The 20,640-nt window shown below is 72.8% G+C and carries 23 protein-coding genes; 11 read left to right on the forward strand and 12 right to left on the reverse strand.

What is annotated here, in order from left to right:
• The first annotated feature begins 54 nt into the window (after positions 1-54).
• The gene (locus tag ACZ59A_RS35200) at positions 55-1,299 is read left to right on the forward strand and encodes a glycoside hydrolase family 10-like protein (protein ID WP_470967323.1); all 1,245 of its coding nucleotides are present in this window, start codon (positions 55-57) and stop codon (positions 1,297-1,299) included.
• A gap of 24 nt (positions 1,300-1,323) precedes the next feature.
• Here the strand turns inward: ACZ59A_RS35200 and ACZ59A_RS35205 are convergent, their stop codons facing one another.
• Both ACZ59A_RS35205 and ACZ59A_RS35210 read right to left on the reverse strand, forming a co-directional pair.
• Positions 1,324-1,524 carry a DUF1918 domain-containing protein gene (locus ACZ59A_RS35205; protein ID WP_468046376.1) on the reverse strand — a complete coding sequence of 67 codons (201 nt, stop codon included), beginning with the start codon at positions 1,522-1,524 and terminating at the stop codon, positions 1,324-1,326.
• 113 nt (positions 1,525-1,637) lie between these two features.
• Positions 1,638-2,594, reverse strand: coding sequence for a DMT family transporter (locus tag ACZ59A_RS35210; protein ID WP_470967325.1), 957 nt, complete (start codon positions 2,592-2,594; stop codon positions 1,638-1,640).
• Here ACZ59A_RS35210 and ACZ59A_RS35215 point away from each other — a divergent pair.
• The 3 genes from ACZ59A_RS35215 to ACZ59A_RS35225 all read left to right on the forward strand — a co-directional run bounded on the left by ACZ59A_RS35215 (position 2,593) and on the right by ACZ59A_RS35225 (position 5,343).
• Positions 2,593-4,038 (forward strand): aminotransferase-like domain-containing protein, encoded by a 1,446-nt coding sequence (locus ACZ59A_RS35215; protein ID WP_470967328.1) that lies wholly within the window; start codon positions 2,593-2,595, stop codon positions 4,036-4,038. The genes ACZ59A_RS35210 and ACZ59A_RS35215 overlap by 2 nt on opposite strands.
• 98 nt (positions 4,039-4,136) lie before the next feature.
• Positions 4,137-4,718, forward strand: a complete 582-nt coding sequence (locus tag ACZ59A_RS35220) for a histidine phosphatase family protein (protein WP_470967330.1) — start codon at positions 4,137-4,139, stop codon at positions 4,716-4,718.
• A 100-nt stretch (positions 4,719-4,818) separates the two neighbouring features.
• Positions 4,819-5,343 (forward strand): allene oxide cyclase barrel-like domain-containing protein, encoded by a 525-nt coding sequence (locus tag ACZ59A_RS35225; protein ID WP_470967691.1) that lies wholly within the window; start codon positions 4,819-4,821, stop codon positions 5,341-5,343.
• Between the two features lie 16 nt (positions 5,344-5,359).
• Here ACZ59A_RS35225 and ACZ59A_RS35230 read toward each other — a convergent pair whose 3' ends face one another.
• From ACZ59A_RS35230 to ACZ59A_RS35250, 5 genes are all read right to left on the reverse strand, one after another.
• Positions 5,360-5,872 (reverse strand): nucleoside deaminase, encoded by a 513-nt coding sequence (locus ACZ59A_RS35230; protein ID WP_470967333.1) that lies wholly within the window; start codon positions 5,870-5,872, stop codon positions 5,360-5,362.
• Positions 5,873-5,882: 10 nt separating this feature from the next.
• Positions 5,883-6,398, reverse strand: coding sequence for a GNAT family N-acetyltransferase (locus ACZ59A_RS35235; protein WP_470967335.1), 516 nt, complete (start codon positions 6,396-6,398; stop codon positions 5,883-5,885).
• A 5-nt stretch (positions 6,399-6,403) separates the two neighbouring features.
• A complete protein-coding gene (locus ACZ59A_RS35240; protein WP_470967338.1) occupies positions 6,404-7,645 on the reverse strand; it encodes an RNA polymerase sigma factor in 1,242 nt (413 codons plus the stop codon).
• A 59-nt stretch (positions 7,646-7,704) separates the two neighbouring features.
• Positions 7,705-8,058 (reverse strand): YciI family protein, encoded by a 354-nt coding sequence (locus ACZ59A_RS35245; RefSeq protein ID WP_470967340.1) that lies wholly within the window; start codon positions 8,056-8,058, stop codon positions 7,705-7,707.
• A gap of 153 nt (positions 8,059-8,211) precedes the next feature.
• On the reverse strand, positions 8,212-9,750 hold the full coding sequence (locus tag ACZ59A_RS35250; RefSeq protein ID WP_470967342.1) for an MFS transporter: 1,539 nt from the start codon (positions 9,748-9,750) through the stop codon (positions 8,212-8,214).
• 108 nt (positions 9,751-9,858) lie between these two features.
• Between ACZ59A_RS35250 and ACZ59A_RS35255 the strand changes: the two genes are divergently transcribed.
• The gene (locus ACZ59A_RS35255) at positions 9,859-10,836 is read left to right on the forward strand and encodes a helix-turn-helix transcriptional regulator (protein ID WP_470967345.1); all 978 of its coding nucleotides are present in this window, start codon (positions 9,859-9,861) and stop codon (positions 10,834-10,836) included.
• A 69-nt stretch (positions 10,837-10,905) separates the two neighbouring features.
• Here the strand turns inward: ACZ59A_RS35255 and ACZ59A_RS35260 are convergent, their stop codons facing one another.
• A complete protein-coding gene (locus ACZ59A_RS35260) occupies positions 10,906-12,006 on the reverse strand; it encodes a hypothetical protein (RefSeq protein ID WP_470967347.1) in 1,101 nt (366 codons plus the stop codon).
• Positions 12,007-12,160: 154 nt separating this feature from the next.
• On the opposite strand from ACZ59A_RS35260, the gene argC reads away from it, so the two are divergent.
• Genes argC through ACZ59A_RS35285 form a run of 5 tightly spaced genes read left to right on the forward strand, consistent with a single transcriptional unit; the run spans position 12,161 to position 17,057 of the window.
• Positions 12,161-13,189 carry an N-acetyl-gamma-glutamyl-phosphate reductase gene (gene argC / locus ACZ59A_RS35265; RefSeq protein WP_470967349.1) on the forward strand — a complete coding sequence of 343 codons (1,029 nt, stop codon included), beginning with the start codon at positions 12,161-12,163 and terminating at the stop codon, positions 13,187-13,189.
• Positions 13,186-14,343: a bifunctional glutamate N-acetyltransferase/amino-acid acetyltransferase ArgJ gene (argJ, locus tag ACZ59A_RS35270; protein WP_470967352.1), complete on the forward strand. Its 1,158-nt coding sequence runs from the start codon at positions 13,186-13,188 to the stop codon at positions 14,341-14,343. Before argC ends, argJ begins: the two co-directional genes overlap by 4 nt.
• Positions 14,340-15,293 (forward strand): acetylglutamate kinase, encoded by a 954-nt coding sequence (gene argB, locus ACZ59A_RS35275; RefSeq protein ID WP_470967354.1) that lies wholly within the window; start codon positions 14,340-14,342, stop codon positions 15,291-15,293. Before argJ ends, argB begins: the two co-directional genes overlap by 4 nt.
• A complete protein-coding gene (locus ACZ59A_RS35280) occupies positions 15,290-16,477 on the forward strand; it encodes an acetylornithine transaminase (RefSeq protein ID WP_470967356.1) in 1,188 nt (395 codons plus the stop codon). The genes argB and ACZ59A_RS35280 overlap by 4 nt, the downstream gene beginning before the upstream one ends.
• Positions 16,478-16,499: 22 nt before the next feature.
• Positions 16,500-17,057 (forward strand): arginine repressor, encoded by a 558-nt coding sequence (locus ACZ59A_RS35285; RefSeq protein ID WP_470967359.1) that lies wholly within the window; start codon positions 16,500-16,502, stop codon positions 17,055-17,057.
• Between the two features lie 182 nt (positions 17,058-17,239).
• Here ACZ59A_RS35285 and ACZ59A_RS35290 read toward each other — a convergent pair whose 3' ends face one another.
• A complete protein-coding gene (locus tag ACZ59A_RS35290) occupies positions 17,240-18,241 on the reverse strand; it encodes a bile acid:sodium symporter family protein (RefSeq protein ID WP_470967361.1) in 1,002 nt (333 codons plus the stop codon).
• A 72-nt stretch (positions 18,242-18,313) separates the two neighbouring features.
• Positions 18,314-18,904 (reverse strand): pyridoxamine 5'-phosphate oxidase family protein, encoded by a 591-nt coding sequence (locus ACZ59A_RS35295; protein ID WP_468046413.1) that lies wholly within the window; start codon positions 18,902-18,904, stop codon positions 18,314-18,316.
• A 51-nt stretch (positions 18,905-18,955) separates the two neighbouring features.
• Between ACZ59A_RS35295 and ACZ59A_RS35300 the strand changes: the two genes are divergently transcribed.
• A complete protein-coding gene (locus ACZ59A_RS35300) occupies positions 18,956-19,342 on the forward strand; it encodes a DUF488 domain-containing protein (protein ID WP_470967365.1) in 387 nt (128 codons plus the stop codon).
• 21 nt (positions 19,343-19,363) lie between these two features.
• On the opposite strand, the gene ACZ59A_RS35305 is transcribed toward ACZ59A_RS35300, so the two are convergent.
• Positions 19,364-20,107, reverse strand: coding sequence for an FAD:protein FMN transferase (locus tag ACZ59A_RS35305; protein ID WP_470967693.1), 744 nt, complete (start codon positions 20,105-20,107; stop codon positions 19,364-19,366).
• A gap of 59 nt (positions 20,108-20,166) precedes the next feature.
• Complete coding sequence (locus tag ACZ59A_RS35310; protein WP_470967367.1) at positions 20,167-20,628, reverse strand: FMN-binding protein; 462 nt, start codon at positions 20,626-20,628, stop codon at positions 20,167-20,169.
• Between the last annotated feature and the right edge of the window lie 12 nt (positions 20,629-20,640).

Raw genomic sequence — 20,640 nt, forward strand, 5'->3', positions numbered from 1 at the left:
CCAAGGCGCCCATCATCGGCGGGAGTTGTGGTGTGGGCCGAGCGAGGAGTGAGCATGGGGCGGATCACGGGCATCACGCGACGAAGCCTGACGGCCGCGGCCGCCGGGGCGCTGGCCGCGGGCGTCACCGCGAGCGAGGCGAGGGCGGACGGCGCGGACGGGCGGGGGCGCGGCAGACAGTTCCGCGGGATGTGGCTGGCCACGGTCGCCAACCGCGACTGGCCCGCCCGCCCCGGACTCCCTGCCGCCGAGCAGCGGGCCTCGCTGCTCGCCTTCCTCGACGGCGCGGTCGAGCGCCGCCTCAACGCGGTCGTCTTCCAGGTCCGGCCCACCGCCGACGCGCTGTGGCCGTCCCCGTACGAGCCCTGGTCGGAGTGGCTGACCGGGGTGCAGGGCCAGAACCCGGGCTGGGATCCGCTGGGCACCGCGGTGCGCGAGGCGCACCGGCGCGGTCTGGAGCTGCACGCCTGGTTCAACCCGTACCGCGTCGCGAACCACGCCGACCCCGGCAGGCTGCTCCCCACCCACCCGGCCCGGGTGCACCCCGACTGGGTCGTGCCCTACGGCGGCAAGCTGTACTACAACCCCGGGCTGCCCGAGGTCCGCCGCTTCGTCCAGGACGCGATGCTGCACGCGGTCGCGCGCTACGGCATCGACGCCGTCCACTGGGACGACTACTTCTACCCGTATCCGGTCGCGGGCCAGGTCTTCGACGACGACGCGGCGTACGCCCGCCACGGCTCGGGCTTCCCCGACCGGGCCGCGTGGCGGCGGAACAACATCGACCTGCTGGTGCGCGAGACCGCCGCACGCGTCAAGCGGCTGAAGCGGGGCGTGCGGTTCGGCATCAGCCCCTTCGGCGTGTGGCGCAACCGCGCCACCGACCCGCTCGGCTCCGACACCCGGGCCGGGGTGCAGACGTACGACGATCTGCACGCGGACACCCGGCGCTGGGTGCGGGAGGGCTGGATCGACTACATCGTCCCGCAGGTCTACTGGAACATCGGTTTCGCCGCCGCCGACTACGCGAAGCTCGTGCCCTGGTGGGCGGATGTCGTGCGCGGCACCGGCGTCGACCTCTACATCGGCGAGGCGCTGTACAAGGCGGGCGACCCGGCGCAGCCCGCGCCCTGGCAGGACCCGGCGGAGCTGTCCCGGCACCTCACCCTGTGCGCGGACCATCCGCAGGTGCGCGGGAACGTGTACTTCTCGGCGAAGGAAGTGGCCGCCGACCGCAACGGCGCCATGGCGCGCGTGGTCGCCGACCACTATCCGTGCCGGGTACGTCCGCCCCGCTGAGCCTCGGCCTGGGCCCGGCCCGCGCTACCGCTGTCCGGCGGGCAGGTGACGTACGACGGAGTCGGGGCCCGGGGAGAACAGGCATTCATGACCGTCGTCCTCGTAACGGACGCGGTACGGCGGTTCACCGTGGTTCCCGAGCACTTCGATGATCTCTGCGGTCCGGTCGTGAAGTCCGACAACCCTGCCGTGCACCAGCAGCTTGTCGCCTACGGTCGCCTCCATCTGCGTGACCTCCTGTAGTACGGCCCGTGTACGGCTACCCGGAGGGCAATGCGATCCCTGTGGCCAGTCTATGGCCGGTGCACCCGGATCGCGCCCGCCGGGTTCGCCCCGGTTCATCCCCTCTGCGTCACCCCGATGCACACCAGGACGGCGACGGCGGCGACCGGCGCGGCGGGGCCGATGTGTTCGCCGAGCAGCAGCACCGACCACACCAGGGTCAGCAGCGGCTGGGCCAGCTGGAGCTGACTGGCCCGGGCCACGCCGATGGCGGCCATGCCGCGGTACCAGACCACCAGGCCCACGAACTGCGAGCCCACCGCCAGCCACAGCAGCCCGGCCACGGCGTGGCCGCCGAGCCGCACGGGCTCGGCGTACAGCGCGATCACCGCGCCCGGAACGGCCACCGGCACACAGGCCACCAGCGCCCAGCCGATCACCTGCCAGCCCGGCATGGTGCGGGCCAGCCGCCCGCCCTCGGCGTAGCCCGCCGCGCACACCAGCAGCGCGCCGAACAGATACAGATCGCCGGTGGTCGGCGTGCCACCGCTCTGCTGCAACGCGAAGCCGATCACCACCGCGGCCCCGGATAGCGCCGCCGCCCAGAACCTGCGCGAGGGCCGCGCCCCGGTGCGCCACGCGGAGAACACGGCCGTGGTGAGCGGCAGCAGCCCCACGACCACGGCGGCGTGCGAGGTGGTGGAGGTCTGCAGCGCGAGCGTGGTCAGCAGCGGGAACCCGATCACCACCCCGGACGCGACGACCAGCAGCCCGGGCCAGTGGCGCCGCTCCGGCGGCGCCGCCCGCCGCGCCACCAGCGCGCTCCCGGCCACCAGCGCGGCGAGCACCATCCGGCAGGTGGTCACCGACCAGGGGCCGAGCCCCTCCAGCGCCCAGGCGGTGCCGGGGAAGGTGAGGGAGAAGGCGACCACCCCGAGGGCGGCCAGCAGCGTCCCGCTCCGGGCGGGCGCGGCCGTCGTAGGTGTCGCAGTCGTCGCAGACGTCGTGATGGTGCCGGTGGCACCGTTCACCGCTATCGCATCGTCGGCAGTAGCGCTATCCTGTGCTCTCATGCAAGAGCGTAGCAGTGTGGCCGAACTGGCAGAAGCCCTCCGTCGTGAGCTGAACCGCTACTCTCCCGGTGAGAAGCTGCCCTCCAGTCGCGCCCTGGTCGAACGCCACCGGGTGAGTCCGGTCACCGTCTCCCGCGCCCTGGCCGCGCTCGCCGCCGAGGGGCTGGTCGTCACCCGGCCCGGCGCCGGTGCCTTCCGGGCCGCGCCGCGGGTCGAGGCGCCGCGGGCCGGGGACACCTCCTGGCAGGAGGTCGCGCTGAGCGTCGAGACGCCGGGCGAATCGGTCCCGCGCTCGGTCGACGCCTCGGGCGTCCTCGCCACCCTCGCCGCCCCGCCGCCCGGGATCCTGGAGCTGAACAGCGGCTATCTGCATCCCTCGCTCCAGCCCGAGCGGGCCATGGCCGCCGCCCTGGCCCGGGCGGGCCGCCGCCCGGGCGCCTGGGGCCGCCCGCCCATGGAGGGCCTTCCCGAGCTGCGCGCCTGGTTCGCTCATGAGATCGGCGGCCGCGGCGGTGCCGTCGCCGCCGCCGACGTCCTGGTCACCGCGGGCGGCCAGTCCGCGCTGACCTGCGCCCTGCGCGCCCTCGCCCCGCCCGGCGCGCCCGTCCTGGTCGAATCGCCCACCTACCCCGGCATGCTCGCCGCCGCCCGCGCCTCCGGGCTGCGCCCGGTCCCCGTCCCGGCCGACGCCGACGGCATCCGCACCGATCTGCTCGCCGAGGCGCTGCGGGCGGGCGGCGCGCGCGTCGTCGTCTGCCAGCCGCTGTTCCAGAACCCGACCGGCGCCGTGCTCTCCGTCGAACGGCGCCGCGAGGTGATCCGGATCGCGCGCGAGGCGGGCGCGTTCGTGATCGAGGACGACTTCGCGCGCTACCTCGTCCACGAGGACGCGCCCCCGCTGCCCGCGGCCCTCGCCGCGGACGACCCGGACGGCGTGGTGGTGCACGTCTGCTCCCTCACCAAGGTCACCTCGCCCAGCCTGCGGGTCGGCGCGCTCGCTGCCCGCGGCCCGGCGCTGGAGCGGCTGCGCGCGATCCAGGTCGTGGACAGCTTCTTCGTCCCGCGCCCGCTCCAGGAAGCCGCGCTGGAACTGGTCGGCGCGCCCTCCTGGGCCCGCCACCGGCGAACCGTCGCCGCCGAACTGCGCACCCGCCGAGAGGCGCTGGTCACGGCGGTGCGGCGGGAGCTGCCCGACCTGCCCCCACCGCATGTGCCGCCCGGCGGCTACCACCTGTGGCTGCGCCTGCCGCACGGCACCGACGAGGGCGCGCTCGCCTCCGCCGCCCTGCGCGCCGGGGTCGCCGTGGCCCCCGGCCGCCCGTACTTCAGCGCGGAGCCGCCCGCCCCGCACGTCCGCCTGAGCTTCGCGTCGGTCGCGGGCACCGGCGAACTCGCCGAGGGCGTAAGGCGGTTGCGTACCGCATGCGACGAGGCGCTGCCCTAGACGGCCACATTCCGCCGCCACATTCCGGCGCGGAACGGACGTCCCCAGTTCTCGCACAGCAGCCCACCCCGGGGCCCGCCGAACCGTACGATGCGCGAATGACGTTTCGGCTGACGCTGGTCGCCGCCGCCGCGACCTCCTCGCGGCTCGGAGAACGTTTCGGTGACGACCGGCCGCTGGATCCGGCGGGCCGTCGCGCCGCCGAGCGCGCCGCGCCCGTCCTGCTGCCGCTGGCCGCGGCCGAGCTGCGCTACTGCTCACCGTCGCCGCGCAGCCGGGAGACCGGCCTCGCACTCGGCTTCACCCCGCTCGTCCAACTCGCCCTGCGTGACTGGGACATGGGTCGCTGGGGTGGCCGTACGCTCGCCGATGTGATGGCGCGCGAGCCGCGCGCGGTCGACGTATGGCTCGCCGACCCCCGCGCGGCGCCGCACGGTGGCGAATCGCTGCTGGCGTTCATCACCCGGGTCGGCGGCTGGCTGGACACCCGGCCGGTCGAGGAGCACGCCAAGATGCTCGCGGTGGCCGACCCCGGGGTGATACGCGCGGCCCTGATGTACGCCATCAAGGCGCCGCCGCACTGCTACTGGAACATCGACGTGACCCCGCTGTCCACCGTCACCCTCACCGGCCGCGCCGGGCAGTGGCGGCTGCGCGTGGAGGGCGACACGCCGGGCTGAGGGGGCGGCGTTCACTCGGATGATCTTGTGGAGTCGCCGGGTCCCGCTCGACCCGGAACGCTGATGCCGGAACTCCTACTACGTGATGGGAACTGTCATCATGCGCCACCTCCGCCGCCTCGGCCTGAGCGCCGCCACCGCCGTGACCGCTGCCCTCCTGTGCGCCGCCCCCGCCTCGGCTGCCGCCCCGGTGCCCCTCGGGGGCGACTGGCCACCGACGCACCCCATCGGACGCGAGCAGGTCTTCGACCTGGTCGCGCATCAGACGCAGTTCAGCTTCGTCGACGTGGGCACCGCCGGGCCCAGTCAGGGGGACGAGTTCGTCATCAGCGGTGACCTCCTCCAAGGCAGCGCAGTGGTGGGCCACTACGGCGAGGTCTGCACGCTGACCCGGGTCGGTCCCGTCGTCGACTCGTTCGACCAGCAGTGCGTGGGCACGCTCACCCTTCCCGACGGGGACCTCACCATCCAGGGGTTGATCTCCGTCACCGCGGCCGGACCCGAGGCCGACATCAACCTCGCGATCACCGGCGGTACCGGGCGCTACCGGACGGCGCACGGATTCGTCCACGCCACCATCATCAACGCGACGGACACCGGCTTCACCGTGCACCTCATCCTCTGACGCCCCGCGGGCCCGGTCAGACCGCTCCGTGGAAGCGGCGGTGGAGCGTACGGACCTCCTCGGCGAGCACGGGATGCGGACCCTCCACCACCGCGCCGGGCACGACCTCGCGGATCGGCAGGGTCCGCACCGGCGGCGCGGGCACGCCGAGTTCGGCGAGCCAGCCCGACAGCTGCTCCGAGGAGCTGGCGTACACGATGCGGCCGAGCCCGACCCAGCCGTGCGCGGCGGCGCACATCGGGCAGTGCTCGCCCGAGGTGTAGACGGTGGCGGCGGCCCGCTCGGCGGGCGTCAGCCGCCCCGCCGCCCAGCGCGCGAGCGCGAACTCCGGGTGGCGGGTGTGGTCGCCGCCCGCCACCCGGTTGTGGTCCTCGGCGAGAACGGTCCCGTCCGCGGCGACGAGCACCGAGCCGAACGGTTCGTCGCCCGCCTCCAGCGCCTCGGTCGCCAGCTCCACACAGCGGCGCAGATGCCGCAGGTCGTCGTCGGTCGTGCTGTGGGCCACGATGCCTCCCCCGGTGGTGATCAAGGCCCGTATGTTAATCGGTCAGCTCCTCGGCGAGCAGGTCCATCAGCAGACCGTCGTGCCAGCTGCCGTCGGGCCCGCGCTCGTAGCGGCGCATCACGCCGACCGGGCGGAACCCCGCCTTCTCGTACGCGCGGATGGCGGCGGTGTTGTCCGCGGCCGGGTCGATCACCAGGCGGTGGTGGCCGTGGGCGGTGACCAGGTGGCGGGCCAGGGTGCGTACGGCGTCGGTGCCGAGCCCCCGGCCGTGCACCGCGGGGTCGAGGTAGATGTCGATGCTCGCGTGCCGGTAGTCCGGTTCCGTTTCGGCCGACCACTGGATCATGCCGACCACGGCGCCCTCGTACACGACGGCCAGCGTCTCGGTGTCCGGCCCGGTCAGGTCCTCGATCACCGCCGCCACCAGGTCCTCGCCGCCCTGCCAGCGCGCGTACACCTCGGGCGTCGCGCGGATGGCGGCCAGCCGGGGGATGTCGGTGGGGACGGTGGGGCGCAACAGCACCCGCGCCCCGCGCAGAGTCGTCCGCATCGGTCTCAGACCCGCCCGGCTCTCTCCCGCAGCAGCCTGCGTTCGGGGGCGTTGCGGGTCAGGGAGGCCGCGCGTTCGAACTCCGCGCGGGCCTCCTCCCGCCGCCCCAGGCGCTCCAGCAGATCGCCGCGGACGCTCGGCAGCAGGTGGTAGTCGCGCAGCGCGGGGTCCGCCACCAGGGCGTCGACCAGTTCGAGACCGGCCGCCGGGCCCTCCGCCATCGAGACGGCGACCGCCCGGTTCAGCTCGACCACCGGGGACGGGGTGAGCGCGGCCAGCCGGTCGTAGAGGGTGGCGATGGTCGTCCAGTCCGTGTCCTCGTAGCGGACCGCTCGCGCGTGGCACGCGGCTATCGCGGCCTGGAGGGAGTACGGGCCGTGGCCCGCGTGGTGCAGGGCCTCGATGCCACGGCGGATCAGCAACCGGTTCCACCTGGCCCGGTTCTGGTCGGCGAGCAGCACCGGCGCGCCGTCCGGGCCGGTGCGGGCCGGGATGCGGGACGCCTGGAACTCCAGCAGCGCGGCCAGCCCGTGCACCTCGGGCTCCTTGGGCATCAGCCCCGCGAGCACCCGGGCCAGCCGCAGCGCGTCCTCGCACAGCGCCGGGCGCACCAGATCGTCCCCGGCCGTCGCCGAATAGCCCTCGTTGAAGACAAGGTAGATGACCTCCAGCACCGAGGACAGCCGGGCGGCCCGGTCCTCGCCGTACGGCACCTCGAAGGGCACCTTGGCCTTGGCCAGCGACCGCTTCGCCCGGACGATCCGCTGGGCGACGGCCGCCTCCGAGGCCAGGAACGCGCGGGCGATCTCCTCCGTGGTCAGCCCGCCCAGCAGCCGCAGGGTCAGCGCGATCCGGGCCTCCGGCGACAGCACCGGATGGCAGGCGGTGAAGATCAGCCGCAGCAGGTCGTCGTCGATGTCGTCGGGGTCGCCGAGGTCCGCCGGATCGGGCGGCGGTACGTCCTCCAGCGCCCGCCCGACCTCGGCCAGCTTCCGCGCGTACGTCTCCTTGCGGCGTACGAGGTCGATCGCGCGGTGCTTGGCGGTGGCCATGAGCCAGGCTCCCGGCTTGTCCGGGACACCCGACTCCGGCCACTGCTCCAGCGCGGCGATCAGGGCATCCTGCGCGAGTTCCTCGGCGATGCCGACGTCCCGCACGATGCGGGCGACACCGGCGATGATGCGCGCGGATTCGATCCTGAAGACCGCTTCGACCGTTTCGGTCGCGTTTACTGCCGTCACGGCCACCCATCAGAGCAGCCGCCCGGTGGTGCGGCAAGCGGAACCGGATCAGCCCGAGAGCCGTGTCAGCCCTCTTCGAGCTCGCGGACCTCGGCGGTGATGGTCCAGTACTCCTCGTGGGTCTCCAGGAACCGCTTTGTCCACTCCACCGCCTCGGCCTTGTCCTTGGCCTGGATGAGGGAGTAGCCGCCGATGACCTCCTTGCTCTCGGTGAACGGCCCGTCGGTGTAGCTGAGCTTGCCGCCGGACCAGGTGACCCGGGTGCCCTCGGAGGTGGGCTTGAGCCCGGCCGTGTCGAGCATGACGCCCGCCTTGGTGATCTCCTCCAGCAGAGCGCCCATGCGCTCCATCAGCTCGGGGCTGGGGCCCTCGGGGGACTCCTTCTCGTCGATGCGGATCAGGGTGAGAAAGCGCGGCATGGTGACTCCTCGGTCGCCGGGGCGGGGCCGTTCCCCGCCTCTCACCCTTACGACGATCGGGAGACGCCCGGATCGACAGCTCCCCGGAAAAATCTTCGAGGAGATTTTCCGGGGAGCTGCCGGGGGCTCTCCGGGGGTTGTCCGGGGGCGCCGTCAGCCCATGTGCGCGGCGCCCGCCTCCTCGGTGGGCTGCTGCTTCCGGGCATTGATGGCGAGCGCGGTGACCGCGAGCCCCGCCAGGAACATGACGGCCGCGGCGGCGAAGGCCCGGGTGTAGCCGTGGGTCAGCGCCTCACCGGCCCTCGCCACCAGGGCGGCGTCCTTCGTGGCCAGCCCCCGGTGGAGGGCGGCGGCCGCCCCGGGCAGCCGGGCGTCGGCCGCCGAGGTGGACAGCGTCGACATGACCGCGAGCCCGAGGGCGCCGCCCACCTGCTGCGAGGTGTTCAGCAGCGCGGAGGCGATGCCGGTGTCCTCGTGCCGCACCCCGCTGACCGCGCCCAGCGTCATCGGGACGAAGCCCATGCCCAGGCCGAGCGCGGTGATGAACATGGCGGGCACCAGATGCCCGGCGTACGACGAGTCCGGCTCCAGCGTGGCGAACCAGACCATGCCCGACGCCGCGACCGCCAGCCCCGGCCCGGCTATCAGCCGCGGTGCGAGGTGGGCGACCAGCTTGGAGCTGAGGCCCGCGGCCATGGCCACGCCGAAGCTGAAGGGCAGATACGCGAAACCGGTCCGCACCGGGCTGTAGCCCAGGATCAGCTGCATGTAGAGCGTCAGGAAGTAGAACGTGGCGAACATGCCCGAGCCGATGCACAGCATGGTGGCGTAACTGCCCCACCGGCTGCGCTCCCGGAACAGCCGCAGCGGCAGCATCGGGTGCGCGGTCCGGGCCTGGACGAGCAGGAACACGGCCAGCAGCACGGCCGCCGCCGCGAAGGAGCCGAGGGTGAGGCCATCGGCCCAGCCGTGGTCGCCGCCGCGGGTGATGCCGTGGACCAGGGCGATCAGACCGCCCGTGCCGGTGATCGCGCCGGGTACGTCCAGTCGGCCGGGGTTGCGGTCGGCCTCGACCAGGGTCCGGGTTCCGGCGAGGACGGCCAGCCCGATGGGGATGTTGACGAAGAACACCCAGCGCCAGTCGAGGACATCGGTGAGCGTGCCGCCCAGCAGCAGGCCGACCGTGGCGCCGACCCCGCCCATGGCCGCGTACACGCCCATCGCCGTGTTGCGCGCCTTGCCCGCCGGGAACGTCGTGGTGATCAGGGCCAGCGCGCTGGGGGCGGCCATCGCGGCGCCCACGCCCTGCAGCACCCGGGCGCCGATCAGCAGCCCCTCGTCCGGGGCCAGTCCGCCCAGCACCGAGGCCAGCGTGAAGACGGCGATCCCGGTACGGAACATCCGCCGCCGCCCGAACAGGTCCCCGGCCCGGCCGCCGAGCAGCAACAGCCCGCCGAAGGCCAGCGCGTACGCGTTGACGATCCACGCCAGGTTGCCGTCGGACACCTTCAGATCGGTCTGGATGCTGGGCAGGGCGATGTTGGTGATCGTGGCGTCGAGGACCACCATCAGCTGCGCCGCGGCGATCACGAACAGGGCCAGCCCGAGATGGCGGCCCCCGGAGGGCTTCCCTTCCGTTCTCCCGGCGCTCTCCGGCCGCGCGGGGACGGCGGCGGTGGTGTCAGCGGACATCGAAGTCTCCATGAAATGAGCTGAGTCGCGGACCGGCGTCGGCCCGCACGCCCACCTTCCCCGCAATACATGACATCCGCCGTCATGTTTTTCAGCGATCCTCGGAGCATGAAATCCGACCGGATGCTGTCGATCCTGCTGCTGTTGCAGACGCGCGGACGGGTGCCCGCCACCGAGCTGGCCGAGCGCCTGGAGGTGTCCGTACGCACCATCTTCCGCGATGTCGAGGCGCTCTCCACCTCCGGGGTGCCCGTCTACGCCGAGCGCGGCCGCAACGGCGGCATCGCCCTGCTGCCCGGCTACCGCACCGATGTGACGGGGCTGACCGCCGACGAGGCGCGGGCGCTGTTCGTGCTGGTCACCGGCCGGTCCCACGCCGATCTGGGGCTCGGCCCGGCCATCGGCTCGGCGCTGCGCAAGGTCATGGCCGCCCTGCCGCCGCCGCACCGCGACGCCGCCGCGCTGACCCGCCGCCGCATCCTGGTGGACCCGGTCCGCTGGCGCAGCGGACCCCGGGCGGCGGCCGACCTGGAGGTGCTCCAGGACGCCGTCTTCACCGACCGGCGGCTGTGGCTGCGTTACCGGCACGGCCGCGACGACCGCGAGGCGTCGTACACCGTCGATCCGTACGGCCTGGTCGACAAGGCGGGCGTCTGGTATTTGGTGGCCGATCACCGCGCCCGGCCCCAGCTGTTCCGGGTGGACCGCATCCTGGCGGCGTCGGTCGCCGACGAACCCGTACGGCGGCGGGAGGGGGTCGAACTCGCCGAGGTGTGGGACACCCTGCGCCGCCGGATCGACGACCTCCCCGCCGGGGTCGACGTGACGGTGAAGGTCCGGCACGCCTCCCTGCGCCGCTTCCTGAGCATCTACCACGCCGACCTGTCCGCTCCACCCCCGGCCGAAACGGCCGGCGCCCCGGAGCGCGTCGAACTCCGGCTGCGCTTCCGCACCCTGGGCGGGGCGCAGCCCCTGCTCGCCTTCGGGCCCGATGTCGAGGTGACCGCGCCGGAGGAACTGCGCGAGGAGCTGGCCCGCCTCGCGTCCGAGACCGCGGCCCTCTACTCCGGCGACCACCGGGGCTGAACCGGCCCCGGTGCTGCTCCTCTGGGGCGTGTTCGGCCTGTTCCTGCCCGAGATCAGCGGGCTGTGCCCCTAGGACCGCGTAGCCTTCTCGCACTCGTCCCCGGAGGACTCGCCTCGCCCGACCGGCCCGCTGCGGTCGTACGGGTCGAACTCCGTACCGGCCTCGTCCGCCCGGCGGTCCGTGCCGAAGGGCGGGGTGAAGTAGCCCGTGGGGGCGCCGCAGCCGCCGTTGGTCACGTCGTACTTGTACGAGACGATCGAGAACGTGCCCGGCTCGGTGATCACCTTGGCAGGGTCGTCCCAGCTCAGGACCAGCTCGCGCCGGACTATTGTGCGCACGATCTCGTCGTCGCCGCCCGCGTCCGCGCGGGTGACCGGGTAGACGAAGGTGACGTCGGCGGTCACCTGGAGCGCGCCGCGCTTGCCCTCCCGGTAGCTGAGCCGACCCCGGGTCTTCACGACATCGCCGACCAGGTGGGTGCGGGAGGGCTGGAAGCGGCTGAAGAGGAGGAGCGGGTCGCTCTGCTCGCTCGGGGTGCGGAAAGCGGTCTTCAGAAGGTCCCGCACGTCCTTCTGGTGCGGGTTGATCAGCGCGATCGCCCTCTCGGGGCGCTCACCCCGCAGCACCCCGCGGTCCAGGCCGGACGCGACGACGAAGTCCCGGCTGCGGGCGAGGGCCCGCTCGACCTCGGCCGCGCTCATCCAGCCGACCGCCCCGGCCTTCGGCACGGTGATCCCCGCCGCTCCGCCCGCCCAGCCCGCCGCGGGCGACCCGCGGAACGGCTCGTCCACGGTGGGGCGCTGGGCCGCCTGCGCCGGGGGTGCCTGGCCCGGACGGGCGGTCTCGGCCGCCGACGCCGTGGAGTCGGCGTCGTCTCCGGCGAACAGGTCCAACACCGGCCCCGGCGCGAGCGCCACCACCAGCAGCACCAGCACGGCCAGCACCCCGGCCACGTACCAGCCCGTGCGCCGCTTCGGCCGCGCGGGCGGATAGCCGCGCCACACCTCCGGGCCGCGGTCGGGCTCCGTGCGCAGCCGCTTCGCCACGTCGCGGGCCCGCGCCGACGGCTCCTTGGGCGCGTCGGCGGCCCCCGCCACCGACTCGCGCAGAAAGCGCTCCCACTCCTCGTCGGATCTGGACGAACCGTCCGGCTCCGTACCCGCACCCATCCCCAACCCCCTGGCGATCAGCAGACCGCGGCCCACCCCTGGGACGCGTCCGCATAATGACACGGAGCACCGACAGCGGCAGGTCCTCCCGAAAATTCTTTGCATAAAGCTGCCGTCGAACGTATAGTCATGCCATCCGTGAGGGAGGATGGCAATGGCGATACGCGCAGCGGTGGCGGGAGCGAGCGGATACGCGGGCGGTGAGGTGCTGCGGCTGCTGCTCGCGCACCCCGAGGTCGAGATCGGCGCGCTGACCGGCAACGCCAACGCCGGTCAGCCGCTCGGCTCCCTCCAGCCGCATCTGCTCCCGCTGGCCGACCGGGTGCTGGCCCCGACCGGGGCCGAGGCGCTGGCCGGGCATGACGTGGTGTTCCTCGCGCTGCCGCACGGGCAGTCCGCCGCCGTCGCCGAGCAGCTCGGCGACCAGGTGCTGGTGATCGACTGCGGTGCGGACTTCCGGCTGGAGGACGCGGGGGACTGGGAGAAGTTCTACGGCTCGCCGCACGCCGGTACGTGGCCGTACGGGCTGCCCGAGCTGCCGGGGTGCCGTGCCGCGCTGGCCGGTTCCCGGCGCATCGCGGTTCCCGGCTGCTACCCCACCGCCGTCTCGCTCGCGCTGTTCCCGGCGTACGCGGCGGGGCTGGTCGGGCCCGAGGCCGTGATCGTCGCCGCCACCGGGACCTCGGGCGCGGGCAAGTCGCCCAAGCCGCATCTGCTGGGCAGCGAGGTCATGGGGTCGATGAGCCCGTACGGCGTGGGCGGCGGCCACCGGCACACCCCGGAGATGATCCAGAACCTGTCGGCCGCGGCGGGCGAGCGGGTCTCGGTCTCCTTCACCCCGACCCTCGCCCCCATGTCCCGCGGCATCCTGGCCACCTGCAGCGCCCCGGCGAAGCCCGGCGTGACGGCGGGGACGCTGCGGGCCGCGTACGAGAAGGCGCTGGGCGACGAACCGTTCGTCCACCTGCTGCCGGAGGGGCAGTGGCCCTCCACCGCCGCCGTGTACGGATCCAACAGCGCCCTGCTCCAGGTCGCCCTCGACGAGGCGGCCGGGCGGGTCATCGTGATCAGCGCGATCGACAACCTCACCAAGGGCACCGCGGGCGGCGCGGTCCAGAGCATGAACATCGCCCTCGGTCTCCCCGAGGAGCTGGGACTTTCCACGATCGGAGTCGCTCCATGAGTGTGACGGCAGCCAAAGGGTTCACCGCCTCCGGCGTCGCGGCAGGGATCAAGGAGAACGGGAACCCCGATCTCGCTCTCGTCGTCAACAACGGACCACGACTGGCCGCCGCGGGCGTCTTCACCTCCAACCGCGTCAAGGCCGCCCCGGTGCTCTGGTCCGAGCAGGTGCTGAAGGGCGGCCAGGTCTCCGCCGTCGTCCTCAACTCCGGCGGCGCCAACGCCTGCACCGGCCCGCTCGGCTTCCAGGACACCCACGCGACCGCCGAGAAGGTCGCGGACGTCCTCGGCCACAGCGCGGGCGAGATCGCGGTCGCCTCCACCGGACTGATCGGCCTCCGGCTGCCCATGGACGCGCTGCTGTCCGGTGTCGACAAGGCAGCGGTGGCCCTCGGCGAGCACGGCGGCGAGAAGGCCGCCATCGCCATCAAGACCACCGACTCCGTGCACAAGACGGCCGTCGCCACCGGCCCCGGCGGATCGTGGACCGTCGGCGGCATGGCCAAGGGCGCGGGCATGCTCGCCCCGGGCCTCGCCACCATGCTCGTCGTCCTCACCACCGACGCCGACCTGGAAGCCCCCGCGCTGGACACCGCGCTGCGCGACGCCACCCGCACCACCTTCGACCGGATCGACTCCGACGGCTGCATGTCGACCAACGACACCGTGCTGCTGCTGGCCTCCGGCGCCTCCGGGGTCACGCCCGCCGCGGACGACTTCGCCGAGGCGGTCCGTACCGTCTGCGCCGACCTCGCGCGGCAGCTGATCGGGGACGCCGAGGGCGCCTCCAAGGACATCCGGATCGAGGTCGTCGGCGCGGCCACCGAGGACGACGCGGTGGAGGTGGGCCGCTCCATCGCCCGTAACAACCTCCTCAAGTGCGCCATCCACGGCGAGGACCCCAACTGGGGCCGGGTGCTGTCCGCGATCGGCACCACCTCCGCGACCTTCGAGCCCGACCAGCTCAACGTCGCCATCAACGACGTATGGGTCTGCAAGAACGGTTCGGTCGGCGAGGACCGCGAGCTGGTCGACATGCGCTACCGCGAGGTGCGCATCACCGCCGACCTGGCCGCGGGCGGCGAAACCGCCGTCATCTGGGCCAACGATCTGACCGCCGACTACGTCCACGAGAACAGCGCGTACTCCTCATGAGCGAGCCGAACAAGACGGGCCAGCCGAACAAGGCGGACCAGCCGACCACCCGCAAGCACACCGCCCAGCCCAAGGCCCGCATCCTCATCGAGGCGCTGCCCTGGCTGACCCGCCACCACGGCAAGACCGTGGTCATCAAGTTCGGCGGGAACGCGATGGTGGACGAGGAGCTGAAGGCCGCGTTCGCCCAGGACGTCGTCTTCCTCCGGCACGCCGGGCTGCGCCCGGTTGTCGTCCACGGCGGCGGCCCGCAGATCAGCGCACAGCTCGACCGGCACGGCCTGGTCAGCGAGTTCAAGGCGGGCCTGCGGGTCACCACCGACGACGCGATGGACGTCGTACGGATGGTCCTGGCCGGGCAGGTGCAGCGCGAACTGGTCGGGCTGCTCAACCAGCACGGCCCGCTCGCCGTCGGCATGACCGGCGAGGACGCCCATCTGATGTCCGCCACCAAGCACTTCGCCGAGATAGACGGCGAACAGGTGGACATCGGCCGGGTCGGCCAGATCACCGACATCGACACCGGCGCCATCCAGGCGCTGCTGGACGACGGCCGCATCCCGGTCGTCTCGTCCATCGCGCGCAGCTCCGACGACGGCCACGTCTACAACGTCAACGCCGATACGGCGGCGGCCGCGCTCGCCGCCGCGCTGAACGCCGAGACGCTGATGGTCCTCACCGACGTCGAGGGCCTGTACGCCGACTGGCCGAACAGCGACGAGGTGATCAGCCAGCTCGGCGCGAGCGAGCTGGAGAAGCTGCTGCCCGAGCTGGCCAGCGGCATGGTGCCCAAGATGGAGGGCTGTCTGCACGCCGTACGCAACGGCGTCACCACCGCGCGCGTCATCGACGGGCGGGTGCAGCACTCCATCCTGCTGGAGATCTTCACGGACGAGGGCATCGGCACGATGGTCGTGCCGGACGCGGAGAATGAGGGGGAGAACCAGTGAGCAACGCGGAGCTGACGCAGCGCTGGCAGGGCGCGATGATGGACAACTACGGCACCCCGCGCGTCCCGCTCACCCATGGCGAGGGCACCACGGTGTGGGACGCCGACGGCAGGGAATACCTCGACTTCGTCAGCGGTATCGCCGTCAACTCCCTCGGCCACGCCCACCCCGCCGTCGTACGGGCCGTCTCCGACCAGGTCGCCACGCTCGGCCACGTCTCGAACCTCTTCGTCGCCGAGCCCCCGGTGGCCCTCGCGGAGCGGCTGCTCCAGCTCTTCGGCCGCGCCGGGCGGGTCTACTTCTCCAACTCCGGCGCGGAGGCGGTCGAGGGCGCGTTCAAGATCGGGCGGCGGACCGGCCGTACGCATATGGTCGCCACCCACGGCGGCTTCCACGGCCGCACCATGGGCTCGCTGGCCCTGACCGGCCAGCCCGCCAAGCAGGAACCTTTCCTTCCGCTGCCGGGCGACGTCACCCATGTGCCGTACGGCGACGCCGAAGCGCTGCGCGCGGCCGTCACCACCGACACCGCGCTGGTCATCGTCGAACCCATCCAGGGCGAGAACGGCGTCATCATCCCCCCGGCGGGCTACCTCGCCGCCGCCCGCGAGATCACCCGGGCCACCGGCACGCTCCTCGTCGTCGACGAGGTACAGACCGGAATCGGCCGTACCGGACACTGGTTCGAGCACCAGGCGCAGGGCGTCGAACCCGATGTCGTCACCCTCGCCAAGGGCCTCGGCGGCGGCCTGCCCATCGGCGCCACCGTCGCCTTCGGCCCCGCCGCCGACCTGCTGACCCCAGGTCAGCACGGGTCCACCTTCGGCGGAAACCCCGTCTCCTGCGCCGCCGCCGTCGCCGTCCTCGACACGATCGCGGCCGACGGCATCCTCGACCGCGTCAAGCGGGCGGGGGAGCGGCTGCGTGACGGAATCGAATCGCTCGACCACGCTCTGATCGGCCACGTCCGTGGCGCGGGGCTGCTGCTCGGTATCGTGCTCACAGAGTCCCTCGCGCCGCAGGTGCAGCAGGCGGCTCAGGATGCGGGACTCCTGGTGAACGCGACCGGGCCGGACGTGGTCCGGCTCGCGCCGCCGCTCGTCGTCGGCGACGACGAGGTCGACACCTTGCTCCGGGAGCTGCCCGCCGTCCTGACCGCCGCACAAGAGGGTGGCGGGGAATGACGATCCGGAGACTGACGAGACGATGACCGAGGCGCAGCACACCGAGGCGGCCCACGACGACGCCAACCACAACGGACCGTCCGTGCCGCAGACCCGCACCGCCCGCCACCGCCGGATCGTGGACATCCTGAACCGGCAGCCGGTCCGCTCCCAGAGCCAGCTCGCGAAGCTCCTCGCCGACGACGGACTCTCCGTCACCCAGGCGACGCTCTCCCGCGACCTGGACGAACTGGGCGCGGTCAAGATCCGCAACACCGGCGGCGAGCTGATCTACGCCGTCCCCAGCGAGGGCGGCGACCGTACGCCTCGGGCGCCGCTGGGCGAGTCGGCGAGCGAGGCCCGCATGGCGCGCCTCGCCGCCGAACTCCTCATCTCGGCGGAGGCGTCCGCCAACCTCGTCGTCCTCCGCACCCCACCCGGCGCGGCCCAGTTCCTGGCCTCGGCCATCGACTCCGCCGAACTCCACGTGATCCTCGGCTCGATCGCGGGCGACGACACGGTGCTCCTGATCAGCCGAGACCCCACCGGCGGCCAGGCCCTGGCCGACCACCTCCTCCGCCTGGCCCAGGGCGCCCGCTGAGCCGTGCGCGGCGCTGCGCCTTGGGCTTTCGTCGCCGGGTGCGGCCCGGTGGCCGGGTTGTGCCCACCCGTTCCGCCCCGCGGAACGATTGCCCACAACCGGGGGCATATCCAGCCCCTCCGGCGTTTGAGGAGCGGGGTCCGGGGCGGAGCCCCGGGGTCGGGTAGGGGCGAGGTGGGGGCTTACTCCGCCTCCGCCCGACGCGCCCGGTGCGCCATCCACGCCGCCACCACCGACCCCGACACGTTGTGCCACACCGAGAAGACGGCCGCAGGCAAGGCGGCGAGGGGGCTGAAGTGGGCGGCCGCCAGAGAGGCCGCCAGCCCGGAGTTCTGCATGCCGACCTCGAAGGCCATCGCCCGGCTCGCAGGCGCACCCAGTCGGCCCACCTTGCCCGCCGCGTACCCCAGGGCCAGCCCCAGCCCGTTGTGCAGGACGACGGCCAGCAACACCAGCGCCGCCGCCGACCGGATCGCATCCGCACTGCCCGCGACGACGATGGCTACGATGACACCGATCGTCACGGCGGACAGCCACGGCAGCACGCCCAGCACCCGCGCGATGTAACGCCCGGCCACCAGCCGTACGACCAGGCCGCCGATCACCGGCAGCAGCACCGTCTTCACGATGTCGGTCACCATGGACGCCGCATCCACCGGCAGGAACTCCCCGGCCAGCAGCAGCGTCAACGGCGGGGTCACCAACGGCGCGACCACCGTCGAGACGGTGGCTACGGAGACGGACAGCGCCACGTCACCCCGCGCCAGATACGTCACGACATTCGACGCCGTACCGCTCGGCGCGCAGCCGACCAGGATGACACCGGCCGCCAACTGCGGTGACAGCCCCAGCCCCTGAGCGATCAGCCACCCCAGACCGGGCATGATCACGTAGTGCGCGACCAGCCCGAGCGCGACGGCCCACGGCCGCTTCAGCACGCCCGTGAAGTCAGCGGGAGTCATGGTCAGCCCCATGCAGAACATGACGACGCCGAGCAGATAGGGCACATTCGGCGCCCACCCACTGAAGGTGCCCGGCGTGCTCAGGCCCGCCGCCCCGGCGGCGAGTACGAGCAGGGGGAAGACGGTGACGGCCCGCCGGGCCGCCCGGTCGTCGGGCGCGGGCTCAGGCGCGGAGGAGGCGGAGGAGGGGGACGCCACGGGGCTCTTGGGTTCGGATCGCACCGCGTGATGGAACGCCGTACACCGCCCATCACGCAAGACCGTCTCGAAATCTGGTCGCTACAACGAAAGCGGCTACAACGAAAGCGGCGGCAACGGCAGCGGCAACCCCGGCAGCCCGTCCAGACTGCTCGCGACATGGTCCTTCCGCTCACAGTAAGCGGTCAGCTTCTCCTCATCGTCCTCGCGACGGAACCGCTGGGCATGCAGCGTGCGCTCCTCGCGGTAGTCCATGAAGGGCACCGCGTACCCACATGTGTCCCGGATCAGCTCGGCCGTCACCACGATCACCGCCCGCAGCCCATGCGAGTGGACCTCGACGCCGGGAAAGTGCTTCACCAGCTCACCGAAGCGCGCATCGTCGCGGAACACCGGCTCACCCCGCCCATGCACCCGCACAATGTTCGGCGGCCCCTCGAAGGCACACCACATCAGCGTGATGCGGCCGTTCTCGCGCAGATGGGCGATGGTCTCCGCGTTGCTCCCGGAGAAGTCCAGATAGGCCACGGTCAGTTCGTCGAGCACGGCGAACGAACCGGACACTCCTTTGGGGGAGAGGTTCACGGTGCCGTCCCCGGCCAGCGGAGCGGTAGCCGTGAAGAAGATCTTCTGCTGTTCGATAAATGTGCGAAGTCTGCCGTCGATACGTTCGTAGACCTTTCCCATGTGGCGCATTATCCGCCGAGGCCGACGCCACAGGGATGGTTCGATGGAGACATGGCAGACAAAAACGGTCGGCGGGCCCGCCCCGGGATCCGGGTCCGCCGCGTGTACGACACCCCGGAGCCGGACGACGGCACCCGGGTGCTGGTGGACCGGATCTGGCCGCGCGGCCTGGCGAAGGCCGACGCCCGGCTGGACGAATGGGCCAAGGCCGCCGCGCCCTCGACCGAGCTGCGCCGCTGGTACGGGCACGAGCCGGAGCGGTTCGCGGAGTTCGCCCGGCGGTACAGGGCGGAGCTGGCCGAACCGGAGCACCGCGAGGCCGTGGACCACCTCCGGGAGCTGGCCGGGCAGGGCACCCTCACGCTGCTCACGGCCGTGAAGGACCTGAGCCACGGCCACGCGGGCCTCCTGGCCGACGCCGTACGCGGCCACCGCTGAACAAAGGGCACAGCGGCCGTCTCATGACACGCACAGCTCAGCCGAAAAACGCGTGAAACCGCTGGTCTGCCACGTCGCCCCCGCCTCCGTCACCACGAACGCCTCCGCGCCCGGCTGCCGCTGCAGCCACGGCCGGGCGCGCTCGGCGCCCATCGCACAGGCCGCCGTCGCCCAGGCGTCGACCTCCGTCAGGCTGGTGCCGACCACCGTCACGGACGCGAGACCGTCCGCCGGGGGGCGGCCGGTGTGCGGGTCGAGGATGTGGCAGCCGCGCTCGGCCGGGCCCGAGGTGGCCACGGCCAGCTCGCCGTGCGCCTCCACCACCGCGAGCAGCTCACCGCGCCGCATCGGATCGGCGATGCCCACCCGCCACGGGCCGCCGTGCAGCTGCACATCGCCGCCGCCGTTGACGCACACCGAACCGGCGCCCGCCGAGGCCAGCATCCGGGCGGCGCGCTCGACGGCCCACCCCTTGACCAGGCCGGTCGGGTCGGGCCGCCCCCCGGCGTAGAGCGGGGTGAACCAGCCGTCGCTGCGGTACGAGAACTCCTCGCACAGCTCCAGTACGTCCCGCACCTCCGGCTCGCACTGCGACAGCGTCAGCTCGTTGCGCCCCAGCCGGCTGATCTGGCTGTCCCGGCGGTACGTGGAGAACAGCTCGTCCACCCGGTGCAGCCCCACCACGGCCCCGTCCAGCGCGGCCAGCACCCGGGGCCGGTCGGCGTCGTGGACCTCGCGCAGGTCGAAGGAGAAGACGGTGCCCATGACGTGCTCGACATGGCGCAGCGGCTCGGGCTCGGCGTAGGGCGTCTCGTCGTAGGACGTCATTGGGTACCCGCCTTGTCGAGAGCGCTCTGGAGGGACTTGGAGTAGCCCTCGCTGGTGTAGGTCGCACCGGACACGGTGTCGACCTTCGCGGCGGATATCGCCTGCTGGTTGAGCTTCGGAATGGAGTCCTTGGCGATCTGGTCGCTGCGGGCCCCGGAGTTCGGCGTCTTGACAGCCTGCGCGTCGGTGATCTTCCCGCCGCTCATCGTGACGCTGACCTGCACCGGCCCGTACTGGGTGTCGACGACGTCACCGGTCAGGGTCTGACCCCCGGCCCCGGCGGCCCCGGCCGCCCCCGAGGGCGCGGTGGCCGCGACGGGCGGCGGCGCCTGCCCGGCGGGCGGTCCGGCGACGTTCTGGCCACCGGCGGGCTGCTTCAGCGCGAGCAGCGCCACGACACCGGCGACAGTGGCGGCCGTGCCCAGCAGAATGCGGCGCAGCGGATGCTTCCTCTTCATGGCTCCACCTCA

It is taken from the genome of Streptomyces sp. NPDC040405 (genome assembly GCF_055595765.1).

What these genes read in the sequence shown, in the direction of transcription:
- ACZ59A_RS35245 (WP_470967340.1), bottom strand. Translation starts at nt 8,058, where the DNA reads ATGCCGCGCTTTCTCACCCTGATCCGCATCGACGAGAAGGAGTCCCCC.
- ACZ59A_RS35235 (WP_470967335.1), bottom strand. Translation starts at nt 6,398, where the DNA reads ATGCGGACGACTCTGCGCGGGGCGCGGGTGCTGTTGCGCCCCACCGTC.
- ACZ59A_RS35285 (WP_470967359.1), top strand. Translation starts at nt 16,500, where the DNA reads ATGACCGAGGCGCAGCACACCGAGGCGGCCCACGACGACGCCAACCAC.
- argJ (WP_470967352.1), top strand. Translation starts at nt 13,186, where the DNA reads ATGAGTGTGACGGCAGCCAAAGGGTTCACCGCCTCCGGCGTCGCGGCA.
- ACZ59A_RS35260 (WP_470967347.1), bottom strand. Translation starts at nt 12,006, where the DNA reads ATGGGTGCGGGTACGGAGCCGGACGGTTCGTCCAGATCCGACGAGGAG.
- argC (WP_470967349.1), top strand. Translation starts at nt 12,161, where the DNA reads ATGGCGATACGCGCAGCGGTGGCGGGAGCGAGCGGATACGCGGGCGGT.
- argB (WP_470967354.1), top strand. Translation starts at nt 14,340, where the DNA reads ATGAGCGAGCCGAACAAGACGGGCCAGCCGAACAAGGCGGACCAGCCG.
- ACZ59A_RS35205 (WP_468046376.1), bottom strand. Translation starts at nt 1,524, where the DNA reads ATGGAGGCGACCGTAGGCGACAAGCTGCTGGTGCACGGCAGGGTTGTC.
- ACZ59A_RS35220 (WP_470967330.1), top strand. Translation starts at nt 4,137, where the DNA reads ATGACGTTTCGGCTGACGCTGGTCGCCGCCGCCGCGACCTCCTCGCGG.
- ACZ59A_RS35255 (WP_470967345.1), top strand. Translation starts at nt 9,859, where the DNA reads ATGAAATCCGACCGGATGCTGTCGATCCTGCTGCTGTTGCAGACGCGC.
- ACZ59A_RS35215 (WP_470967328.1), top strand. Translation starts at nt 2,593, where the DNA reads ATGCAAGAGCGTAGCAGTGTGGCCGAACTGGCAGAAGCCCTCCGTCGT.
- ACZ59A_RS35210 (WP_470967325.1), bottom strand. Translation starts at nt 2,594, where the DNA reads ATGAGAGCACAGGATAGCGCTACTGCCGACGATGCGATAGCGGTGAAC.
- ACZ59A_RS35300 (WP_470967365.1), top strand. Translation starts at nt 18,956, where the DNA reads ATGGCAGACAAAAACGGTCGGCGGGCCCGCCCCGGGATCCGGGTCCGC.
- ACZ59A_RS35305 (WP_470967693.1), bottom strand. Translation starts at nt 20,107, where the DNA reads ATGGGCACCGTCTTCTCCTTCGACCTGCGCGAGGTCCACGACGCCGAC.
- ACZ59A_RS35250 (WP_470967342.1), bottom strand. Translation starts at nt 9,750, where the DNA reads ATGTCCGCTGACACCACCGCCGCCGTCCCCGCGCGGCCGGAGAGCGCC.
- ACZ59A_RS35225 (WP_470967691.1), top strand. Translation starts at nt 4,819, where the DNA reads ATGCGCCACCTCCGCCGCCTCGGCCTGAGCGCCGCCACCGCCGTGACC.
- ACZ59A_RS35200 (WP_470967323.1), top strand. Translation starts at nt 55, where the DNA reads ATGGGGCGGATCACGGGCATCACGCGACGAAGCCTGACGGCCGCGGCC.
- ACZ59A_RS35295 (WP_468046413.1), bottom strand. Translation starts at nt 18,904, where the DNA reads ATGGGAAAGGTCTACGAACGTATCGACGGCAGACTTCGCACATTTATC.
- ACZ59A_RS35310 (WP_470967367.1), bottom strand. Translation starts at nt 20,628, where the DNA reads ATGAAGAGGAAGCATCCGCTGCGCCGCATTCTGCTGGGCACGGCCGCC.